Annotated in this window: 21 protein-coding genes; 8 read left to right on the forward strand and 13 right to left on the reverse strand. The window is 49.2% G+C overall.

What is annotated here, in order from left to right:
* The first annotated feature begins 145 nt into the window (after positions 1–145).
* The 3 genes from N288_RS16255 to N288_RS16260 all read left to right on the forward strand — a co-directional run bounded on the left by N288_RS16255 (position 146) and on the right by N288_RS16260 (position 2361).
* On the forward strand, positions 146–1072 hold the full coding sequence (locus N288_RS16255; protein ID WP_009794738.1) for a hydroxymethylglutaryl-CoA lyase: 927 nt from the start codon (positions 146–148) through the stop codon (positions 1070–1072).
* A 73-nt stretch (positions 1073–1145) separates the two neighbouring features.
* Positions 1146–1277, forward strand: a complete 132-nt coding sequence (locus tag N288_RS25720; RefSeq protein ID WP_009794737.1) for a hypothetical protein — start codon at positions 1146–1148, stop codon at positions 1275–1277.
* A gap of 151 nt (positions 1278–1428) precedes the next feature.
* Complete coding sequence (locus tag N288_RS16260) at positions 1429–2361, forward strand: alpha/beta hydrolase (protein ID WP_009794736.1); 933 nt, start codon at positions 1429–1431, stop codon at positions 2359–2361.
* Between the two features lie 68 nt (positions 2362–2429).
* Here N288_RS16260 and N288_RS16265 read toward each other — a convergent pair whose 3' ends face one another.
* From N288_RS16265 to N288_RS16285, 5 genes are all read right to left on the reverse strand, one after another.
* On the reverse strand, positions 2430–2978 hold the full coding sequence (locus N288_RS16265) for a hypothetical protein (RefSeq protein ID WP_022544167.1): 549 nt from the start codon (positions 2976–2978) through the stop codon (positions 2430–2432).
* 402 nt (positions 2979–3380) lie between these two features.
* Complete coding sequence (locus N288_RS16270) at positions 3381–3707, reverse strand: iron-sulfur cluster biosynthesis family protein (protein WP_035403064.1); 327 nt, start codon at positions 3705–3707, stop codon at positions 3381–3383.
* A gap of 144 nt (positions 3708–3851) precedes the next feature.
* Positions 3852–4004, reverse strand: coding sequence for a hypothetical protein (locus N288_RS25415; RefSeq protein WP_009794732.1), 153 nt, complete (start codon positions 4002–4004; stop codon positions 3852–3854).
* A 61-nt stretch (positions 4005–4065) separates the two neighbouring features.
* Positions 4066–4401 carry a YolD-like family protein gene (locus N288_RS16280; RefSeq protein WP_009794731.1) on the reverse strand — a complete coding sequence of 112 codons (336 nt, stop codon included), beginning with the start codon at positions 4399–4401 and terminating at the stop codon, positions 4066–4068.
* Positions 4402–4413: 12 nt separating this feature from the next.
* On the reverse strand, positions 4414–5673 hold the full coding sequence (locus N288_RS16285) for a Y-family DNA polymerase (protein WP_009794730.1): 1260 nt from the start codon (positions 5671–5673) through the stop codon (positions 4414–4416).
* 270 nt (positions 5674–5943) lie between these two features.
* Between N288_RS16285 and N288_RS16290 the strand changes: the two genes are divergently transcribed.
* Positions 5944–6150, forward strand: a complete 207-nt coding sequence (locus N288_RS16290; RefSeq protein WP_009794728.1) for a YqzH family protein — start codon at positions 5944–5946, stop codon at positions 6148–6150.
* Between the two features lie 236 nt (positions 6151–6386).
* On the opposite strand, the gene N288_RS16295 is transcribed toward N288_RS16290, so the two are convergent.
* The gene (locus tag N288_RS16295) at positions 6387–7181 is read right to left on the reverse strand and encodes an SDR family NAD(P)-dependent oxidoreductase (protein ID WP_035403059.1); all 795 of its coding nucleotides are present in this window, start codon (positions 7179–7181) and stop codon (positions 6387–6389) included.
* Between the two features lie 12 nt (positions 7182–7193).
* Entirely contained in the window at positions 7194–8159 is a 966-nt protein-coding gene (locus tag N288_RS16300; RefSeq protein WP_009794726.1) for an MBL fold metallo-hydrolase, read from the reverse strand.
* A 581-nt stretch (positions 8160–8740) separates the two neighbouring features.
* Between N288_RS16300 and proC the strand changes: the two genes are divergently transcribed.
* From proC to namA, 3 genes are all read left to right on the forward strand, one after another.
* Entirely contained in the window at positions 8741–9586 is an 846-nt protein-coding gene (gene proC, locus N288_RS16305) for a pyrroline-5-carboxylate reductase (RefSeq protein ID WP_009794723.1), read from the forward strand.
* Between the two features lie 55 nt (positions 9587–9641).
* Entirely contained in the window at positions 9642–10784 is a 1143-nt protein-coding gene (locus tag N288_RS16310) for a glycosyltransferase family 2 protein (protein ID WP_022544169.1), read from the forward strand.
* A gap of 83 nt (positions 10785–10867) precedes the next feature.
* Complete coding sequence (gene namA / locus N288_RS16315) at positions 10868–11884, forward strand: NADPH dehydrogenase NamA (protein ID WP_009794721.1); 1017 nt, start codon at positions 10868–10870, stop codon at positions 11882–11884.
* A 385-nt stretch (positions 11885–12269) separates the two neighbouring features.
* Here namA and N288_RS16320 read toward each other — a convergent pair whose 3' ends face one another.
* Together N288_RS16320 and rnz are read right to left on the reverse strand one after the other, a co-directional pair.
* Positions 12270–12815 (reverse strand): histidine phosphatase family protein, encoded by a 546-nt coding sequence (locus tag N288_RS16320; RefSeq protein WP_009794719.1) that lies wholly within the window; start codon positions 12813–12815, stop codon positions 12270–12272.
* A 12-nt stretch (positions 12816–12827) separates the two neighbouring features.
* On the reverse strand, positions 12828–13754 hold the full coding sequence (gene rnz, locus N288_RS16325; RefSeq protein WP_009794718.1) for a ribonuclease Z: 927 nt from the start codon (positions 13752–13754) through the stop codon (positions 12828–12830).
* A 428-nt stretch (positions 13755–14182) separates the two neighbouring features.
* Between rnz and zwf the strand changes: the two genes are divergently transcribed.
* Positions 14183–15685: a glucose-6-phosphate dehydrogenase gene (gene zwf, locus N288_RS16330; protein WP_041825238.1), complete on the forward strand. Its 1503-nt coding sequence runs from the start codon at positions 14183–14185 to the stop codon at positions 15683–15685.
* Between the two features lie 82 nt (positions 15686–15767).
* Here the strand turns inward: zwf and gndA are convergent, their stop codons facing one another.
* From gndA to N288_RS16350, 4 genes are all read right to left on the reverse strand, one after another.
* Positions 15768–17174: an NADP-dependent phosphogluconate dehydrogenase gene (gene gndA, locus N288_RS16335; RefSeq protein WP_009794716.1), complete on the reverse strand. Its 1407-nt coding sequence runs from the start codon at positions 17172–17174 to the stop codon at positions 15768–15770.
* 162 nt (positions 17175–17336) lie between these two features.
* Entirely contained in the window at positions 17337–18635 is a 1299-nt protein-coding gene (locus N288_RS16340) for a DNA polymerase IV (protein ID WP_009794715.1), read from the reverse strand.
* 205 nt (positions 18636–18840) lie between these two features.
* Positions 18841–19320, reverse strand: a complete 480-nt coding sequence (locus N288_RS16345) for a chemotaxis protein CheW (RefSeq protein WP_035403057.1) — start codon at positions 19318–19320, stop codon at positions 18841–18843.
* 155 nt (positions 19321–19475) lie between these two features.
* On the reverse strand, positions 19476–20600 hold the full coding sequence (locus tag N288_RS16350; protein ID WP_009794712.1) for a M20/M25/M40 family metallo-hydrolase: 1125 nt from the start codon (positions 20598–20600) through the stop codon (positions 19476–19478).
* Positions 20601–20634 lie beyond the last annotated feature (34 nt).

The raw sequence follows: 20634 nt of genomic DNA on the forward strand, positions 1-20634 counted from the left end.
TCGAGCCAAAAATGAGAAATTCCTTTTATTTTGTCAAAATTTCTATTATTCTTGCTTTTTATTTTTCTTTTCTCCTACAATATAAGAAAGCCCTTTCATTAATCTTGCAATCTACAAATAAAAATATGTTGTCAGGAGTGAAATCATGACCCTCTGCCTGCCAAAGAAAGCGACCATCATAGAAGTAGGCCCGCGCGACGGGCTCCAAAATGAAAAAACGTTCATTCCAACCCCTGTTAAAAAGGAATTCATATCCGCGCTGAAAAAAGCCGGCTTTGCCGAGATGGAGCTTACCTCCTTCGTCTCACCTAAATGGGTGCCGCAAATGGCGGATGCAGCTGAAATTGCCGCCAGCTCTATTGGATCAGGTGTGCGCGATTTTGTCCTTGCCCCCAACAGGAAGGGCATTGAACGCGCCTATATGACCGGCTGCCGCGCGATTGCTGTCTTCGTTGGGGTAAGCGACAGCTTCAACAAAAAAAATATCAACAAAACAACAGCAGAAAGCATGGAGGAAATCCTGCCGCTGGTCAGGGAATTGAAGGAAAAAGGCTACTTTGTGCGCGCCTGCATCTCGACCAGCTTCTACTGCCCTTATGAAGGCAAAATAGAGGAAGACAGGACTGTGGAGCTTTGCCGCCAATTTACTCTCGCCGGGGCAGATGAGCTGAGTGTTGCCGATACGATCGGCATGGCTGCCCCGCATGAGGCATACTCCCTGTTCAGCAGGCTGAAGCACGAATTTCCGGATGTTTTGCTGACAGCGCATTTCCATGACACAAGGAAAATGGCTTTGACGAATATCTTTGCCGCTCTCCAGGCAGGGATCGACCGCTTCGACAGCTCTGCAGGCGGCCTTGGCGGCTGTCCGTTCGCTCCAGGTGCGGCAGGTAATGCGGCAACCGAGGATGTTGTGAATATGCTTGAACGGATGGGAATCAGCACTGGCATCAATTTGGACCTCCTTATGGATGCCATTGATATTGTACAGCCCCATCTCAGCCGGCCGATTGAAAGCGCGATTTACCAGCTGTATTTGGGAGAGGCATCCAGGGAACGAGCAGGTTCATAATCTGTTTTATCTGCATAACTTCCGCCTTTGTGAGCACTTTAAGAATTAATGCTAAATCAAAGGAGGAATTAGCATGAGCCAGAAGCGGGACAAAGGGAACAGCCAGAAAGGCAAGCCTGCAAGCGATACTGTCAATCATACGATTGCGGCTGAAGAGCTGGAAAAAGCCATTCACCCGGCAAGGGGCCAGAATTCTCCGCAATAGCCGTTCAGCAGCCGCGATTGCCGCGGCTGTTTTTCGTTCACAGAGCAGAATTTTTCTTTAGGAAGAAAACGATGATTTTCCGTCCGTTTTCATTTCGAAGAGCATCTGCTAATGGTAAAATAAAGAAAAACCTTATTTTGGAGGGATCGTCTTGAGAAAGGCATTCCGTTACCTTTTTTCACTCCTTGTCTTTTTAACCTCGATCGGTGTGTATTTTACCAATCGGATCATGTATATGAAGAAAAAGGATGACAGCTTTATCCTCAACAGGGAAACTGAAGCCGGAAGGGTAGATCCTCTTTCCTTCAGCAGCCTTGCAAAAAAGGAGGTTTTGATCCCATCCCCTTTTGGTTACTCCCTGAAGGCGGTTCTCGCAGAGCCGCACTCTTCGAACAAATATATTATCATCTGCCACGGAGTGACAGAAAATAAAACAAACAGCATTAAGTATATGAATCTGTTCCTCAACCGCGGATTCAACGCCCTCATCTATGACCACCGCCGGCATGGAGAATCCGGCGGCAAGACGACGAGTTATGGGCACTATGAAAAATTCGACCTTCAGGCCGTTGTCCAGTGGCTGAAAAAAGAGAAAGGCGATGACCTGCTCCTGGGGATCCACGGCGAATCGATGGGAGCGGCCACCATGCTGCTGTATGCCGGAATGCTGGAGGATGGAGCCGATTTTTATATAGCCGACTGTCCGTTCTCGGATTTCAGGGAGCAGCTTTCTTACCGGCTGAAAACAGAAATGAAGCTGCCGCCACAGCTGGTTCTTCCGGTGGCAGACATTTTCCTGCGCCTAAGGGAAAAATATTCTCTGAACGAAGTATCCCCCATCGCTGTCATCGACCAGATCAAAAAGCCGGTGCTGTTCATCCACAGCACGAAGGATGATTTTATCCTGCCCACCATGACAGAGGCCCTTTTCCTGCGCAAGCCCGGCCCGAAAAAACTGTTTCTTGCCATGAACGGGGTCCATGCCCAGTCCTTGAATGAAAACCGCAATGACTATGAGAAAGCCATCGACGAATTTCTTGAAGACTATATTTTTAAAAAGGGGCCGATGGCCGCCGGTTCTTAAACAGATAGGGAGGAGGCTTTTTGAAAGCCTCCTCCCTTTATGCTCCCGCAGCATAACAGCCGCCGTCACTATCTGTTTTTCTGCTGGCTGACGGCCTTCCCCTCGGCAGACAGGCCCCTCACGAGTTCGAACTCACCGGCCGCAAAATAAAAGCGCCCCTCTTCCGTCTCTATCAGCTTCGCCGGCTGGAATGAATCCTTCTTTCCCGCTTCCACTGCTGTTATGTCATTGTTCAGGATCCGCCCAAACACAATCGGCACTTTATGCTTCAGATTGCCTTCTGTGTCATACTGATAGAAGGTTTCCGGATAGACCGTCATATGATCGTTCTGCTTATATTCCCAATGGTTATGGCCCGCGTTCTTCCAGCCGGCCTTCTTGCTTTCCTGCAGATAGGCGGCGGCAACTGCCTGCACCTTTTCCGCCCCATTGTCCGCTTCCCGCTCCTGCTCTGTCAGATACAACACAACCGTGCCGCCCTTCACCTTTTCTTTATGTATCACCTTCTGGACATTGAAAGGCACTTCTGTACTCATCGCTTCCTCGAAGGTTTTAGGCTGGCATGCTGCAAGGAAGATGGCCGCCAGCATGATCCATAAGCCTGCCTTTTTCTTCATTCTCCCGCCCCCTTTAGCATCTCTTTTATCATTAAATGAAGGAACAGCCTGTAACATGCGCCAAGGTGCGCTATGGTTCTCTAGCCTTATTCGGCTTTTTTGAAACCTGAATTGATAAAAAATTCCATTTTGAGTTTTGAGCCGGAACAAAAGCGCAAGCGCCTTGATCACCTTAAGGAACGCAGACTAAGAACGCCACGTCCTGTGGCAACATCTGCATGACCAGCTTCCTGGGGGCCTCAAGACGAACCTCCCGGAAAGGCGTTCTTTGCCTTTTTGGGAGGTTCGGCTTATGACTTCGGCGCTGCTGCTGGACGTGGATCAAGAATTGAAAATTATCCACAAGTCTTCCAATTTATAAATTCTTCAACTACAAAAAAACAGACCGCATTGCGGCCTGCCTCAGGAAATCTTATTAATGAAGCTCATTCTCGGATTCAAGTATTGATTCGGGCTTTTCAGCTGAAAACAATTGGCTTGATCGGAATAATCGATTGTCATGCTTTCATCGAAAAAGACTTCTTTTGATTTTTCTATATAGATGCTGCCGGCTTCGGTGCTGATTTCCCTGTCGCCGGAATCCACTCCATCCACCAGCCATAAGGCGCTTACGCCGCTGACAACACAGCCGCAGCCTTCTGTATCATATTTTAATTTTAAATAGCCTTCTTTTCCGGCTGTTTTTTCTTTGAGTTTTTCCTGTGCTGTTCTAGTGACTGCAATTTTCATGGGAAAATCACCTGCTTTCGTTTCATAATCCCATTCTAGCATAAAGCAGGCATTCCACCTTTTCATGTGCTCAGCACTTCCGCCCTGCTGGACAAGCCGGCCCGCCGGTATGGGAATAACCCGGCAGGTGACAGCTCTGCCGGATCAAGGCTGGCTTTTCCCGGCATCTTCCGGACGGGGCTGGTCTTTCCGCTCCATTCCGCTGAGCGAATGGCGGTTAAACCTTCCTTTATCCGCCCCTGCTCCCGGAGCAATATTGGACATGGGCAGCTGCTCAAGCTCTTTGCCTCTTGGCATAAGAAACACCTCCTGCCTTTAAGGTGCTCCCCCTGCGCAAATCCATTCTCTTTTCCTGCCGCTATTCCCCGGCGGCCCTGACATCGGCAACCGTGTTCAGCGGGATGCGGTGGACCTCGCCAAAATGGTCTATGACATGAAGCTTTTGGCCGATTTCATCCCAATAGTGGATGTTTCCGATTACGAGTTCATGACGGTGAGTGCGGAAGTGGGTGATGGCAACCGCCTGGCCGAACTCCATCGCTTCAGCAAGTGTCTCATTCATCTGTTCAAGCTGCTGCTCATCCAGTTCTTTCGGCTTTTCATAGGTGTCCTCTTTCGCCCAGTCCCGGAGCAGCTTTACATGCTCTGGGAGCATCATCGACGTCCATTTTATCCTTCCCCTGTCCCGGATCATATCTCTGCCTCCTTACATTTTATGGCCCCCGACCAGTGTAGCCCGATGTTTGGCTGTCCCTGCCGCAGTATATGATATCGCCCGCAGCAGCGCACCGGATCCGAAACGGCGGCGGATGCTGTCGACGGTGTATCCGAGCTCCCTGCTTTTCCAGCTGTTCAGGTCAAAAAGGCTGAGCTGGAATTCATGGTCATCCACAATATTGCCAAGGGCCATTGAAATTTTCCTGACCGTCTTCCCAGAGTAATTTTCCTGAAAAAGTTCCAGGCAGACCCGGTAAATATCCATGGTGACATTGGTCGGCTGATCGATGGTGCGCGACCGGTAGAAGCCGCCTCCAAATTCATCCTGGCTGTATCCCACGCCAAAGCTGACTGTCCTTCCCGCCTTGCGGTGGTTTCTGGCCCTCCTTGCCAGCTCTTCGCACATTTCAAGGATCACCTGCTTGATTTCCCCTTCATCCTTATAATCGCGCAGCAGGATCTGGCTTTTCCCAAAACTGATCTGCCCCTCCATGATCGGCGCGCCGATGTCGGAAAGATCAACGCCCCAGGCATGGTGGTAAAGCTGGTTCCCCATGATGCCGAATTTCTTTTCCAATGCTTCCAGATCATAGCGGGCCAGCTGCCCTACAGTGAAAATGCCCATCCCGTTCAGGGTCTTCTCCACCCTTCTTCCGATCCCCCACATGTCCCTCAGGGGCGAAACCTTCCAGAGCTTCTCCTTGACATCATCGTATGTCCATTCAGCAATCCCCTTCTGCTTCGCCTCAAGATCAAGGCACAGCTTGGAGAGCAGCATATTAGGGCCGATGCCGATGGCACAGGGCAGCTGGAACTCCCTTTCAATATCATCCTTGATTTTCTCGGCAATGGTATAAGCGCCTCCCCAAAGCTTTGCAGCTCCGTCAACTTTGATGAAGCTTTCATCCACACTGTAAGTATGGATGCTTTCCTTCGGGACATAGCGGTGGAATACACGTGTAATCTCGGTGGAAATTCTCAGATAGGTGGCCATTTTCGGTTCTACCACGATAATGCGGGGATCTTTCGGGATTTCAAAATAGCGGGTTCCGGTCTTGACGCCAAATTCTTTTTTCATCCGCGGGGAGGCGGCGAGGACAATGCTTCCTTTCCGTTTTTTATCACCTACTACAGCAAGATAGCATTCAAGCGGGTCGAGGCCCTCCATCACAGCGGAACAGCTTGCATAAAAGCTTTTCATATCCACACATAAAATTTGGTTGTTCGGCATCGTGCTGTAATCGATCATTTCTTTTCTCTCCCTTGGCGCTTGGCTGCATTCCTCTTAGGCCCAATTAGCTTACAGATTCAGATATCCAAAAAGAACATCTGTTCTAATTCATTATACCCACTATATTAAGCGAATATGCGTTCGCATTCAATGGAAATTTTACGACGAATTTCTTGATTCCGGTTTGCCTGCCAGCAGATAAGCTGTTTTTCCATTGTTTCGCAGCCTGACGGCCCGGGCTTCCATTGGGGGAAAGATTGGCTATAATGGCAGGAGGGAGGAATCTCGATGGACAGAAAATTGATATACAAAATGGCGGCCGGCTGCCTTGGCCAGTACGGCTTTGACGGCAGCTTGATCAAGCCTGGCAGCAGGGAATTTGAAGAACTTTACAGGCGTATTGAGGAGAAGAAAAATGAAGATGCAGAAGCGGATTTGCACGAAATAGTCGAAGATGCGGTATATGGATTTGTCACCGGGTCTCCTTACTTTTAAGAACAGCAAGAATGAAAAACAAACAGGACCCTCTGCTGGAGGGCCCTGTTTGTTGGCGAAAGGCGGATTTTTGACTTTATTAGCAAGTTTTTCAGTTTATTAGCAACTTTTTTATTTTATTAGCAAGCTTTTCAGTTTATTAGCAAATTTTCCCGTTTATTAGCAACTTTCCGGTTTTATTAGCAACTCTGCAAAACTGAAGGCACTATTACAATTCCCTCCAAAAAAAACCGCACTCATTTTTTATTGAATGCCCGCCGGCCGGCCTTTTCAAAAAGGCGCGGGAAAAGGGCATAAATGGTGCTTCCGGCATTCATCCAGCGCGGGAGATTGATTTCCCTCCGGCCCGTCAGCATGCTGTCCACCACTTTTTCTGCCACATAGCGCGGCTGCAGCATAAAACGCTGGACATTTTTCACATAGGTCCCTTTTTCATCTGCAATATTAAAGAAATTAGTGGCAATCGGGCCCGGGTTGACAGTCGTCACATGCACCCCGAGATCAGCAAGCTCCATCCGGAGGCTGTTCGAATAGCCCAAAACAGCGTGCTTCGTGGCAGAATATACGCTCGATTTTGGCGTAGCGATCTTTCCTGCCTGGGATGCGATGTTAATGATGTGCCCGCTATTCCTGCTTCTCATAGAAGGCAGGACCATGCTCGTTGCGGCCATCAGCCCGATGACATTAACATCGAACATCCCTTTTATTTCCTCGATCGGCGCTTCATGCGCTTCCCGGAATACCCCGAAGCCGGCATTGTTCACAAGCACATCGACATGTCCCCACTCACCCAGGATCCGGGCGAAAACGGCCTGGACCGCATCTGTATCCGAAACATCCAGCCGGTCTGTATTTACTTCAGCACCATAGCGGGTTCCAAGTGCACCGGCAATCTCCTCCAGCTTTTCCTGATTCCGCGCCAAAAGCCACAGCCTCGCTCCTCTTTCCGCGCAAAGGGCAGCCATTTCCGCTCCGATGCCTCCTGATGCCCCGGTGATGACAATATTCTTTTCTCTAAGACGTCCTGACAGCAAAAAACCACCTCATTCAGCAATTGTATAAAAGAAGGCGCCGTCTTCCTCCTTAATAACAATTTCTCCTAACGACTCCAAATAGTCAAGCTGGGCTACTGTCTCCGAGAGAGTCAGGGTGAATTCCCGTTCATAAACGGCCGGAAACAGCCTCTGGCATACTTGGAAGGCAGTAAGCGGCCCTTCCTCAAGCCATCCTTTAACCTGCATTGCCCGGTCATGCTGGCGGCCGAGCCTCTTTTCAATCAGCGGGGGAACTTCGCTCACTTCAGGTCCATGGCCCGAATAAACAAGGCTGATAGGAATCTCCAGCAGCTTTTTCAGTGACTCATTATATTGAAGCATCGGCCTTGGACGTTCTGTTTCTCCAGAAAGCGGAGGCTCGAGGAGAGGATTTGGAGAAATACTGGCAAGCAGATGGTCTCCCCCGATGTAAGTGCCATCCTTTTCGCGGTACAGGCCTATATGGCTTTGTGCATGCCCCGGAGTTTCCACCACACTCCAGCCCGGCAGGCCTGGCGGTTCATCGCCTTCGCAGATCGAGCCGGTAAGAGAGCGGCTGCAGGAAAATCTAAGCGTTTTCTTCATCAGGGCAATGAACGGCAAATAAGCATCCGGAATGCCAAATTCGCGGAAAAGCCCCATGTAAAAACGGTCATGCATATCAAAAAAGGCCTCTGTCCTGTTCAGCCAGCGTTCATTTGCAGAATGTCCGTAAACCTCGAGTTCAGGGGAAAAATAATCAAGCAGGCCGGCATGGTCGGGGTGGTGATGGGTGAGGATCACCTGTTCAATATCCTGCGGCTTCAGCTTCAGCTCCTTCAGCTGATGGTTCAGTGCTTCCCATGCTTCTTCTGTTTTGGGGCCGGCGTCCACCAAAGTCAGCCTGTCGCCTTTAATCAGGTAAACATTCACATCTCCAACCGGAAAAGGGGTGGGGATGACTAACTTCGCGATATCATTCTTCCATTCAGCCATTTTTCTTAACTCCTTGAAATTATATTTAAATAAAGTAATGGATATAAAAACACTGGCTTCTCCAGCAGCACCATCATTTCAGCGGAAAATAAACAGGGCTGCTGCCGGAAAAAACACAGAATCTATGTATACTTTGGAAAATTGGCAGACAGTATATACTGTAAGTTTAACTTTATTCGAGGTAATTGTCATTATTTTCACATAACTTTTCTTGAGTGGTTAAAAAAATCCTGATGAAAGCCTATTGACAGGTCCGCTCCTTTTCTTGCATAATCACAAAAACATCTTTTTTATAAAGAACGAAGCGTTGAATAGGGCCAGTAAATGGGAAATGGCGAAAGAGAGTGAAGCCCGCCGGCTGAAAGGCTTCACCGCCCGCTTGAACATTGAACCTACCTTATGAGCTGTCAGGAAAACCTGACGTCCCGTCCCGGCGTTAACGGGCGCTAAGCTGCATCAGACCTGAACAATGGCAGGCCTGGTGAATGAAGGTGGTACCACGGAAGCAAAGCCTTTCGTCCTTTACCGGACGGAGGGCTTTTTATTTTTAACGGACCAAAAACAGAAAGGATTTGATCACTATGAAAAAACTGGCGGTCATCGGGGCAGGATCCATGGCGGAAGCCCTGATTGCAGGAATGATAGAAAATGGGCTTGTGAAAGCTGAGCGTATTTATGTGACCAATAAAAGCAATGAGGAACGGCTTGAAAGAATGGCAGGCACTTATGGCGTACACGCCACCCACAGCATGGTGGAGGTGATGTCCGGAGCGGAAGCAGTCATCCTGGCCATGAAGCCAAAGGATGCGGCAGAAGCGATGGAGCGCCTTGTTCCTTATCTGAATGAAAGTATGCTGATTATTTCTGTCCTTGCAGGCGTGCCGATGGAGAGCATTGAAAGACTTTCCCGCCTCAAGCCTGCCATCATAAGGGCTATGCCTAATACATCTGCAGCTGTCTGCAAATCGGCCACAGCCCTGGCGGCAAATCTTAAAGCCACCCAGGAACAGGCTGCACTCGCCAGGGAAATTTTCGAGACTGTCGGGACGGCGGTGTTTGTGGAGGAGGAACAGCTGGACGCAGTGACAGGCCTGTCGGGGAGCGGCCCTGCCTATATCTATTATTTGGCGGAAGCAATGGAGAAAAGTGCAGCCGAGGCCGGCCTCGATCAGCCTGTAGCAAAGGAGCTCATCATCCAGACACTGGCAGGCGCAGCGGCCATGCTAGCCCGATCTGATAAAGAGCCAGAAGAGCTGCGGAGGAATGTCACCAGCCCGGGAGGCACAACAGAGGCCGGTATCCGTGTGCTCGACAGCCATGGCGTCCAGGAAGCTTTCATGTTATGCATCAAAGAGGCGGCCCTGCAGTCAGGACGCCTTGGCAAAGCGATTACGGAAGAGCTGCGGCAGAAGAATAGCCAAAGTTGAACATCTCCTCCCCTTTCCTTAAAATGGAGCCAAATACAGGGAGGGAGTGAAAAAAATGCTGGCCATTCTTCTGGCACTCTGCATGATCATCTGGATATGCGCCATAGCTGATGCTTTTTTGGGACTGCGGAGGCTTGACCAGCTTGAAGAGGAAGAAGAGCTGGCTTCCGGCCCCCTTCTGTCAATTGTCACAGCAGCACGAAATGAAGCAGCCGTGATCGAAGAGAGCATCCGCACTCAGCTTTCACAAAATTACACACACCTCGAATGGATCCTTGTGAATGACCGGTCAGAGGATGGCACGGGGGAGATCATGGAAAGGCTGGCCCAGGAAGATGCAAGAATCAGGGTTCTTCATATCCATGACCTGCCTGATGGCTGGCTCGGGAAAAACCATGCCCTGTGCAGAGGAGCAGGAATGGCAAAGGGAGATATAATCCTCTTTACTGATGCCGACGTAATGTTCCGGAAAGATGCCATCGGCAGGGCACTTTCTTATTTCAGGCGCCAGGGCCTCGATCATCTTACAGCTGCCCCGGCTTTGAAAGCACACAGCTTCTGGCTCAAAGCGTTCATCGGCTTTTTCCTTTTCGGTTTTTCCTATTATAAACGCCCCTGGCAGGCCAACCGGCCACAATCAAAAACGGGGATCGGGATCGGCGCATTCAACCTTATTTCCAAAAAAGCTTACGAAGATGCCGGCACACATGAATCCATCCGGATGAGGCCGGATGATGACCTGATGCTCGGTATGCTGATGAAGAGGCTCGGGTACAGGCAGAAAATCGCTGCAGCGCTGGAGCTGCTTGAAGTCGAATGGTATACAAGCCTGGGAGAAGCATTCAGGGGCCTTGAGAAAAATACATTCGCCGGCCTCCATTACCGAATCAGCATGGTGCTTTTGGCCATTGCCGGCACTTTCATTTCCCAGGTGGTTCCCTTCTTTGCCGTTTTTTCGCCGGATCGGCTTGTCATGGGGCTAAGTGCGGCAAACATCATTCTGCTGGGGGGCCTTTATACGATGATTTCAAACCGCATGACCCCCTTTTCCTCCGCCCTTTTTCTCGTTTTTCCGTTAACGGCGCTTCTTTTCATCTACAGCATCATGCGCGCAAGTTTCTTGACGTTTAAGAGGGGAGGCATCGTCTGGCGGGGTACAAAATACAGCCTGAAGGAGCTGCGCCGAAAAAATAAATAAGCGCGAGCGCTTTCTTTTTCCTTCCCTTCTGCCCCCTGCTATACTAAAAGTGTTTAGCTGCACGAAATAAGAAGGAGGCAATTATGGACACAAAGTTATTTTCTTCATACACAGTGAAAGACGTCACACTAAAAAACCGCATCGTCATGGCGCCGATGTGCATGTATTCCAGCCATAATGAAGATGGAAAAGTAGAAAACTGGCATTTGACCCATTATACAAGCAGAGCTGTTGGACAGGTTGGCCTGATCATTGTGGAAGCGACCGCTGTAACTGCGCAGGGCCGCATTTCACCACAGGATCTGGGGATCTGGAGCGATGATCATATCGAGGGGCTGCAGCAGCTGACAGGCATGATGAAGGAGCATGGCACCCGTGCCGGCATCCAGCTTGCGCATGCAGGCAGAAAAGCGGTTATTGAGGGCGAAATCATTGCTCCATCTGCCGTGGCTTTCAATGAAAAAATGAAAAAGCCTAAAGAGATGACAAAAGAAGAGATTAAAGAAACGATCGAAGCCTTTAAGGAAGGCGCTGTCCGTGCTAAAAAAGCAGGCTTCGAGGTTATAGAAATCCATGCTGCCCACGGCTATCTGATCAATGAGTTTCTATCCCCGCTTTCCAATCTGCGGGAGGATGAATACGGCGGGATCGCAGAAAACCGCTACCGCTTCCTGAGGGAAGTCATCGACAGCATCCAGTCTGTTTGGGACGGACCTCTCTTTGTAAGGGTATCAGCGAGCGATTATAACGAAAACGGACTTGATGTTGAGGATTATGTCACGTTCGGGCGCTGGATGAAAGAGCAGGGCATCGACCTGATCGATGTAAGCTCCGGAGCACTGGTGCCGGCCCGCATTCACGCTTATCCAGGCTACCAGGTCAAATTCGCTGAAACCATCAAGAATGAGGCAGACATCCCGACAGGCGCCGTCGGCCTGATTACATCCGGACTGCAGGCTGAAGAGATCCTGCAAAACGACAGAGCAGACCTTATCTTCATCGCACGTGAGCTGCTCCGCGATCCATACTTCCCAAAAACCGCAGCCAAACAGCTCGGCACCGAAATCGAACCCCCGAAACAATATGATAGAGGGTGGTAAGAAAAGCGGAGGGCGCTTGCCCAGCCCCGACTAGCATAAGACGAGCAGGGCGGAAGGTTGTTCTTTAACCTTCTGGCCTGATTGGCTTATGACTCGAGGGGCTAGCGCCCGGAGCTGGACACTAAGAAAAGCGGAGGCGACTGTTCAACTAAGGAACGCAGACTAAAAACGCCACGTCCTGTGGCAACGTCTGCATGACCCACATCCTGTGGGCCTCAAGCATAAGACGCTTTGGAATTGAAGGTGTTCTTTACCTTCGGTTCCAAAGTGGCTTATGACTCGAGGCTCTAGCCGATGGAGCGGGACAATAAGAAAAGCGGAGGGCGCTTGCCCTCCTCGAGATACAAAAAGAGCGTGCAGCCACATAAGGCTGCACGCTCTTCTTTCATTCTTCCTTCCAAATCCGCTCCAGAACATGTCCCTCACCACTGATGGCAATCCTGAAAACATCAGGATTGGACATTTTCATCAGCACATCAAAGCCGCTCTGTTCGTCGAAATATCTGAGCAGGAGCGTGCTCAGATTTCCATGGCTGGCAAGCAAGATATGCTCCTCCGGGCGCTGGAGGGCTTCTTTCAAGACGGATGCAGCCCTTGCCATCCCCTCTTCCTGGGTTTCTCCGTCTTCAAAGCGCAGTCCGAAATCATCAAAGCTCTGCATAAGCTTAGTCTGCCAGTCATCAAAATAGAGAGAACTCAAAATCCTTTCCCCTAGCCGCGGGTCAGCAGAAACATCAAGCCCTTTAGACTCAGCAAGAGGCCTGACCGTCTCCAGGGCCCTGATGAAAGGGCTGGAATAGATAAAATCAACAGGCTTATCCTCAAAAAAACCGGCAAGCTTCACCGCCTGCTTTCTTCCCTCTCCAGTCAGCCGGGATTCAAACGGCTGGCCTTCGGCTTTGGCATGGCGAACGATATATAGTGTCTTCAAGCTTTCGCCCCCTTACTTATTCACCGGGATATGGAATTCCTTAAAATCCTCTGCTATATCGGCATCTGGAAACACTGTGCGCGCTTCATCGGTGAGCATTGCCCAGTCTGCTCTTTCGTAGCGTGCACTGATATGTGTGAGGCATAATTTCTTTGCGTTAGCCTGTTTGGCTATTTCCGCAGCCTGAACGGTTGTAGAATGGTAATAGTCGCGTGCCATGGTTTCTTCGCCCGCCTGGAAGGTCGCTTCATGGACAAGCAGATCAGCATCTCTGGCAAGTTCTAGGGCGGTTGCGCACATCCTTGTATCACCAAGGATCGTGATGACCCTCCCTTTAATATCCGGACCGAGAAAATCTGCCGGATTCAAAACAGTGCCGTCCGCCAGCACAGCAGGAATCCCATTTTTGATATCCCTGTAAATCGGACCCGGCATGACTCCCGCTTCCTTCAGCTTATCAGCCTGGAGAGTGCCCGGTTTGTCTTTTTCCATGATCCTGTAGCCAAGAGAAGGGATTCCATGGTCAAGAAGCTTTGCCTCCACTTTAAAATCTTCATCTTCGAAAATAACGCCCTCTATTGCCTCAATGATCTTCAGCGGATATTTTAAGCAGGTCCCGCTCACCGAAAGGCTGATTTCAATATAATCCTTCAGCCCCTTTGGCCCATAAACCTCCACCTCTGTCTCGCCTCCCTGGAAGGAGCGGCTTGAGAGAAGTCCGGGAAGCCCGTATATGTGGTCGCCATGCATATGGGTTATAAAAATCTTTTCGATCCTCCTGGGCTTCAGTGATGTATGCAGGATTTGATGCTGGGTAGCCTCGCCGCAGTCAAACAGCCAGACTGTGCCCCGCTCTTCCAGAAGCTTCAATGCCATTGAGGTAACATTTCTAAGCTTTGCCGGTATTCCTGCCCCCGTTCCTAAAAATAATAAATCCACCCATGCCCCCCCCTTTACCTGGTAAATATGTTCACTTGCCGTTAAATCGAGTTTTTATAATCAACACTATATCATAAATGCCGGCAGAAAGGTCCTCCCCGACTTCATCCCCATAAAAAACGGATAGTTTCCCGCCCTATTGCGGAAACTAATCAGGCAGCAGCCAAAGGCAGCGCTTTCGCAGGAGAAAGGCGCATATTATTTGCGATTTCATTGGATAAGCTATAAAATTTTATACTTGTATGGGTGTTCTTTTAATGGAAGACTTTTTATAGCCTTTGTTTGTGTCAGGGGCTTCATCCGGGTTGGACCCGATCCAGTGAGCGTGCCGGCATAAAAAGAGCTTTTTTAAAGATAAATCCCGCTGCAGGCCTACAGCATAAGAACTTACATATATTGAAATTTTGTTGAAGAGAGGTTTATGTACCGTGAAACAGAACGAAAAACCAACAGGATTAATCATGATTTTCGGAGCTACCGGCGACCTTGCCAATCGTAAACTGTTCCCTTCCCTCTACAGGCTTTTTGAAAAGGGAAATCTTTCAGAGCGTTTTGCTGTCGTCGGAGTTGCAAGAAGACCGCTTTCCAACGAGGAATTTCAGGAAAATGTAAAAAATTCCGTTCAGTCTGCGATAAAGGACAGCACCAGGCTGGATGAGTTTGCATCCCATTTTTACTATCACTCACATGATGTGACAGATTCAAGCTCATATCTAGCTTTAAAGTCAATGGCTGAAGATCTTGATAATACCTATGGCCTCGAAGGCAACCGTATTTTCTATCTGGCCATGGCACCGGAATTCTTCGGCACCATTGCGGTTCATTTGAAGCAGGATGGCCTGACCGAAACCAATGGATTCAAGCGCCTTGTCATAGAAAAGCCGTTCGGCCATGACCTCGAGTCTGCAAAAGAACTGAACAGCCAGATCAGGCATGCTTTTTCCGAAGATGAAATTTACCGTATTGATCACTACCTTGGTAAACAAATGGTCCAGAATATTGAGGTAATCCGTTTTGCCAATGCACTGTTTGAGCCGCTCTGGAACAACCGCCATATTTCCAATATCCAGGTGACATCAAGCGAGGTCCTTGGGGTAGAAGAACGCGGCCGCTATTACGAAAAGAGCGGGGCCTTAAGAGATATGGTTCAGAATCATATGCTGCAAATGGTGGCACTGCTTGCGATGGAGCCGCCGATCCGTTTGACGACCGATGAGATCCGCTCAGAGAAAGTAAAGGTCCTCCGTGCGATGCGTCCGCTTGAGGGCGATATGGTTCACGAACACTTTGTGCGGGGACAGTATGGCAAAGGCATGCTTGACGGCGAACAAGTGCCGGGATACCGTGAAGAACCAATGGTTGACAGCGAGTCCAATACCGAAACTTTTGTGGCCGGAAGATTGACTATCGACAACTTCCGCTGGGCCGGCGTCCCAATCTATATCAGGACAGGAAAGAGGATGGCCGTCAAGTCAACGAAGATCGTCATCCAATTCAAGGATATTCCGATGAACCTGTACTATGAAACAGGGCAGACAGTCAATCCGAATCTGCTGATCATCCACATCCAGCCTGATGAAGGGATCACGCTTCACCTTAATGCCAAAAAGTCAGGAAACCAGCTTGAAGCGAATCAAGTCAAGCTGAACTTCTCGAATAAAAGCGGCAGCGGCATAAACACGCCGGAAGCCTATGAGAAGCTGCTGTATGACTGCATGAGAGGCGATGCCACAAACTTTACCCACTGGGACGAAGTGGCATTATCCTGGAGCTTCGTGGATAAAATTTCCGAAGTATGGGAAAACCATAAAGCGAAAAACTTCCCTAACTATGAAGCCGGGACAATGGGACCTGAAGAAGCAGATCAGCTGCTTGCAAAAGAAGGATTCTCCTGGTGGCCTGTGGCAGACTTAGACGTGGATAATTGCTAATACAAAAAATCCCTTCGGCTACCCGGAGGGATTTTTATCATTCAAAAAGCCGCCTCGATTGGCGGCTTTTTGAATGCATGTATTAAATCCAGTTCGTATGGAACGTGCCTTCTTTGTCCGTACGCTGATACGTATGGGCCCCGAAATAATCGCGCTGTGCCTGAAGCAGATTGGCCGGGAGGGTTTCCGTCCGGTAGCTGTCATAATAAGAAAGCGCGGCTGAGAAGCATGGAACCGGTATTCCGTTCTGTACAGCAGAGCTGATGATTTCCCGCAGGGCTGCCTGGTAGCTTTCGGCGATTTCCTTGAAATATGGATCAAGCAGAAGATTTTTAAGACCCGGTTCCCTGTCATAAGCTTCTTTGATTTTCTGCAGGAACTGGGCGCGGATGATGCAGCCTCCGCGGAAAATCATGGCGATATCCCCGTATTTCAAATCCCAGCTGTATTCATCCGATGCAGCCCGCATCTGGGCAAACCCCTGTGCATAGGAACAGATTTTGCTCATATATAAAGCTTTGCGGACAGACTCAATGAATGCTTCCCTGTTTCCTTGAAAGCTCTTCGCTTCAGGTCCTTTCAAAAGCCTGCTCGCGTGGACGCGCTCCTCTTTCATGGCCGAAAGGAAGCGTGCAAAGACGGACTCAGTGATAATCGGAAGCGGGACACCTAAATCAAGGGCACTTTGGCTTGTCCATTTCCCTGTACCCTTTTGGCCGGCTGTATCGAGGATCACATCCACGAGCGGCTTGCCTGTTTCCTCATCCTTTTTAGTAAAAATATCTGCTGTGATTTCAATCAGATAGCTGTCGAGTTCGCCCTTATTCCAGTCTGCAAAGACGGTGTGCAGCTCTTCTGCCGACAAGCCGAGTACATTTTTAAGAAGGAAATAAGATTCGGAGATCAGCTGCATGTCTCCATATTCGATCCCATTATGGACCATTTTGACATAATGTCCTGCCCCATCCGGACCTATGTACGTTGTACAAGGCTCGCCATTCACTTTTGCAGAAATATCCTTAAAGATTGGTGCGACAAGGTCATAGGCTTCCTTTTGCCCGCCAGGCATGATGGACGGCCCTTTCAGTGCGCCCTCTTCTCCCCCGGACACCCCGGTTCCGATAAAATGGATGCCAAGCTCGCTCAGCTCTTTATTCCTCCGCTGTGTATCAGCGAAAAAAGTATTTCCGCCATCTATCAGGATATCACCCTTTTCAAGATGAGGCTTAAGCTGCTCAATCGTTGCGTCCGTTGGGCCGCCCGCTTTGACCATCAGCATAATTTTCCGCGGCTTTTCAAGGGAATTGACAAACTCTTCAATCGAGTAAGTTCCGGTAATATTCTTCCCTTCGGATTCTTTAAGCATTTCTTCCGTTTTTTCAGAAGATCTATTGTAGACAGAAACAGCATACCCCCTGCTTTCAATGTTCCAGGCAAGGTTTTTTCCCATAACGGCAAGGCCGATAACTCCTATTTCCTGTTTAGTCATATCATTCTCCCTTTCTGCTTCTGAAGCTGGTATCTACACCCGGCAAGCCACGCCATCGAAAGGCTGCTGCCAATAATAATGTCTCAAAACGGCAAAAGGAATGCAACTAATCAAACTTGGGCTTTCCCTTCTTAGTTTGACGTTCCATTCCTTTTATAAACATTATTCATGATTTTTTTGAGCCGGATGCTGGATTTGGCGTTTTCCCGCACCGTGGAGGAAATCCTTATTGAAGCTGGTATCTGTCCCAATTACAGGTTTGTCCGCCTCATCGCCCCCAGCTCCGGCAAGGTCGATGATTTTATCCCCGAATTTGGTCCGCAGATCGGCCAGGGTTTTGAAAAGCGGCTCTTTCCTGGCCTCTTTCTCATAAGAAAATAAATCAAGCTGGCGGACAGCCTGGTCCTGCTCCACGAGTTCCTGAGCCGTAACCCCGAGGAGGCGGACGGGATCTCCATTCCAGTGCCTAATGAACAGCTTCCGGCTGAAAGCAGCCAGATCTTCCTTTAAGCTGACAGGGTTATCCAGCTTCCTGCTCCTTGTAATTGTCTTTCTGTCTTTATAGCGGATGGTGATGCCCAGGGCTGACGCATATACCTTCTTTTTTTTCAGGCGGACAGCTACCTTTTCCGACAGCATATCAAGCACCTTAAAGAGCTCCTGCTGATTGGACACATCCCTTGGGAGCGTAGTAGAATTGCCCACACTCTTAAATTCAGCTGCAGACTCCGGGTCTACGGGCCTGCGGTCGATCCCGTTCGCCCTCTCTTTCAGTCGCGGCCCGTTGATGCCAAGCAACCCTTTCAGCTGAAGATCATTAGCTTCGGCGAGGCTGCCAATCGTCTCAATCTGGAGGGTGCGAAGCTTCTCGGCTGTCTTTTTGCCGACTCCATGCATTACCTCCACAGGCATCGGCCAAAGGATATTTCCTATATCGCGTTTCCGCAGCACGGTGATGCCCATCGGTTTCTTCATATCTGAAGCCATTTTAGCAAGAAATTTATTGGGGGCCACCCCTATGCTGCAGGGCAGATCAAGCTGATCAAGTATCTGCTTCTGGATGCTCCCGGCAATTTCAAGCGGCGCTCCATACTCATAGCTATCTGTAATATCGACATACCCTTCATCGATGGAGACAGGCTCAACAAGCCCGGAATATTGGCCGAGTATATTGAACATTCCCATAGAGGCAGCGCGGTACCGTTCAAAATTCGGTGTCATTACGATCAGCTGCGGGCACAGCTTTTTGGCCTCCCATAAGGGCATTGTTGTCCTGACGCCGAACTTTCTTGCTTCATAGCTGCATGTGACGATTATTCCCCTTCGCTCTTCTGCATTTCCGGCAATCGCCAGCGGCTTCCCTTTCAGCTCAGGATTATAGGCCATTTCGACTGAAGCGTAGAAGCTGTTCATATCAACGTGCAAAATGACCCGCCCGTTCTTTGGATATAATTCTCTCATGCCTCTGCACTTCCCTGACTTAATGATAGCTATATTTTATCAAAATTCCGCATCCAAGGCTAAGAAAGCAAAAGAGCCTGCAGCAGCAGGCCCTTCTAAAATGCGCAAGCGCCCTGGCCATCCTTAAGGAACGAGGGGACATCAGGCGCAGCTGCTAGACAGTAATCAAAGTCGCAAAAGATATATACTTACTTTGATAAAAAAGTTAGACAGCCTCTTCTTTCCTATCTTTCATAAACTCTTTGATTTCGCGGATGCCTTCAAGCGCTTGTACGAGCCTGAGAGGATCGATGATTGTGATAAGCCGGCTTCCTAAGGCTGCAACTCCGCTGAAGTAGGTGGTTTTCTGATAAGCAGCAAGTCCAAGTTCTTTGACAGCTTCCTTTGGCATATCAATAATTTCCTTAGCCTCTGCTACCGAAGCCCCAAGGGAAAGCTCTTCTGTCTGCAGCACAATCATTCTGGCTGCATCAGAATCTGCCTGGCTGCGGTCATAGAGAATATGCTCAAAATCAATGACAGGAATCAATTCTCCCCTTACCTTTGAAATTCCCTTCACATATGCAGGGAGATGAGGTATCGGTGTGATATCCTCAGCCTTTTCGATTGAAATGACATATTCAATCGGGATCGCATATTCCTCTTTGCCTACCTGAAACACAATCATTTTTTTATTTTCATCCATTGCTTTTGTCCCTCCGTCCGCTAAAAGTCCCTGGCGGCTATGCATATCTATTACAAATATACCATATTTTTTACTGATCCGGGAATTAACTATGTAAAATGTACCTTCTGTTAAGAAGAAAAAACGGGAGGAGCCGCTGGCCCTCCCGCTGATCATTATTCGTTGCCGGATACTTCATTGATGATTGCTACAACCATTTCTCCAAGCTTGTTCAGCTCTTCAACCGGCATGCGTTCATTGGTTGTATGGATTTCCTCATAGCCTACAGCCAGGTTGACTGTCGGGATGCCGAAGCCGGCAATCACATTCGCGTCACTGCCTCCGCCGCTATGGAGAAGCTCACTGCTGCGGCCGATTTTGGCTGCAGCTTTCTTTGCTACTTCCACCACATGATCCCCTTCTCCATATTTGAAGCCTGGGTACATAACCTGGATTTCAACATCGGCTTTGCCGCCCATTTCTTCTGCTGCGCTTTCAAATGCTTCCTTCATCTTGGCTGCCTGCGCTTCCATCTTTTCGCCAATAAGGGAACGGGCTTCTGCCAGGATGTCGACACGGTCGCAAACGATATTTGTCTGCTGACCGCCTTCAAATCTGCCGATATTGGCAGTCGTTTCCTCATCAATGCGTCCAAGCGGCATGCGGGCCACTGCTTTTGCTGCGATGGTGATGGCAGAAACGCCTTTCTCAGGTGCCACACCGGCATGAGCAGTTTTGCCTTGGATGACAGCTTTCACCTTGGCCTGTGTCGGAGCTGCTACAATAATATTCCCAACCTTGCCGTCGCTGTCGAGCGCATAGCCAAACTTGGCCTTTACAAGGGAACGGTCAAGCGCCTTCGCTCCGACCAGCCCTGATTCTTCGCCGGCTGTGATGATGAACTGGATGGTACCATGCTCTATATTCTGCTCTTTAAGAACCCTGACGACCTCAAGCATAACTGCAAGGCCTGCTTTATCGTCTGCACCAAGGATGGTAGTTCCGTCAGTCACCACATAGCCGTCCTTAATTGATGGCTTGATGCCCTTCCCGGGAACAACAGTATCCATATGCGAGGTAAAATAAATAGTATCAACGCCCTCTTTTGTGCCTTCAAGCGTGCAAATCAGATTTCCGGCACCATGGCCTGTTTCAGCAGTCGTATCGTCCTCAAAAACATCGACTCCAAGATCAGTGAATTTCTTTTTCAGGACTTTGGCGATTTCTGCTTCATGCTTTGTTTCGGAATCCACCTGGACAAGCTCCAGGAATTCATTTAGTAAACGCTCCTGATTGATCATAATGTTAAAACCTCCAATATGTATGCGTACTAAC

Origin of the sequence: Bacillus infantis NRRL B-14911 (assembly GCF_000473245.1) — a bacterium.
GTDB lineage: Bacteria > Bacillota > Bacilli > Bacillales > Cytobacillaceae > Bacillus_AB > Bacillus_AB infantis.

Excerpts from the sequence above, each read along its gene's own strand:
- N288_RS16255 (WP_009794738.1), top strand. The coding sequence starts at position 146 with ATGACCCTCTGCCTGCCAAAGAAAGCGACCATCATAGAAGTAGGCCCG.
- proC (WP_009794723.1), top strand. The coding sequence starts at position 8,741 with ATGAAAAAACTGGCGGTCATCGGGGCAGGATCCATGGCGGAAGCCCTG.
- N288_RS16280 (WP_009794731.1), bottom strand. The coding sequence starts at position 4,401 with ATGATCCGGGACAGGGGAAGGATAAAATGGACGTCGATGATGCTCCCA.
- N288_RS16345 (WP_035403057.1), bottom strand. The coding sequence starts at position 19,320 with ATGGATGAAAATAAAAAAATGATTGTGTTTCAGGTAGGCAAAGAGGAA.
- N288_RS16310 (WP_022544169.1), top strand. The coding sequence starts at position 9,642 with ATGCTGGCCATTCTTCTGGCACTCTGCATGATCATCTGGATATGCGCC.
- N288_RS16285 (WP_009794730.1), bottom strand. The coding sequence starts at position 5,673 with ATGATCGATTACAGCACGATGCCGAACAACCAAATTTTATGTGTGGAT.
- gndA (WP_009794716.1), bottom strand. The coding sequence starts at position 17,174 with ATGACTAAACAGGAAATAGGAGTTATCGGCCTTGCCGTTATGGGAAAA.
- N288_RS25720 (WP_009794737.1), top strand. The coding sequence starts at position 1,146 with ATGAGCCAGAAGCGGGACAAAGGGAACAGCCAGAAAGGCAAGCCTGCA.
- N288_RS16270 (WP_035403064.1), bottom strand. The coding sequence starts at position 3,707 with ATGAAAATTGCAGTCACTAGAACAGCACAGGAAAAACTCAAAGAAAAA.
- namA (WP_009794721.1), top strand. The coding sequence starts at position 10,868 with ATGGACACAAAGTTATTTTCTTCATACACAGTGAAAGACGTCACACTA.
- N288_RS16300 (WP_009794726.1), bottom strand. The coding sequence starts at position 8,159 with ATGGCTGAATGGAAGAATGATATCGCGAAGTTAGTCATCCCCACCCCT.
- N288_RS16350 (WP_009794712.1), bottom strand. The coding sequence starts at position 20,600 with ATGATCAATCAGGAGCGTTTACTAAATGAATTCCTGGAGCTTGTCCAG.
- N288_RS16290 (WP_009794728.1), top strand. The coding sequence starts at position 5,944 with ATGGACAGAAAATTGATATACAAAATGGCGGCCGGCTGCCTTGGCCAG.
- N288_RS25415 (WP_009794732.1), bottom strand. The coding sequence starts at position 4,004 with ATGCCAAGAGGCAAAGAGCTTGAGCAGCTGCCCATGTCCAATATTGCT.
- N288_RS16265 (WP_022544167.1), bottom strand. The coding sequence starts at position 2,978 with ATGAAGAAAAAGGCAGGCTTATGGATCATGCTGGCGGCCATCTTCCTT.
- N288_RS16340 (WP_009794715.1), bottom strand. The coding sequence starts at position 18,635 with ATGAGAGAATTATATCCAAAGAACGGGCGGGTCATTTTGCACGTTGAT.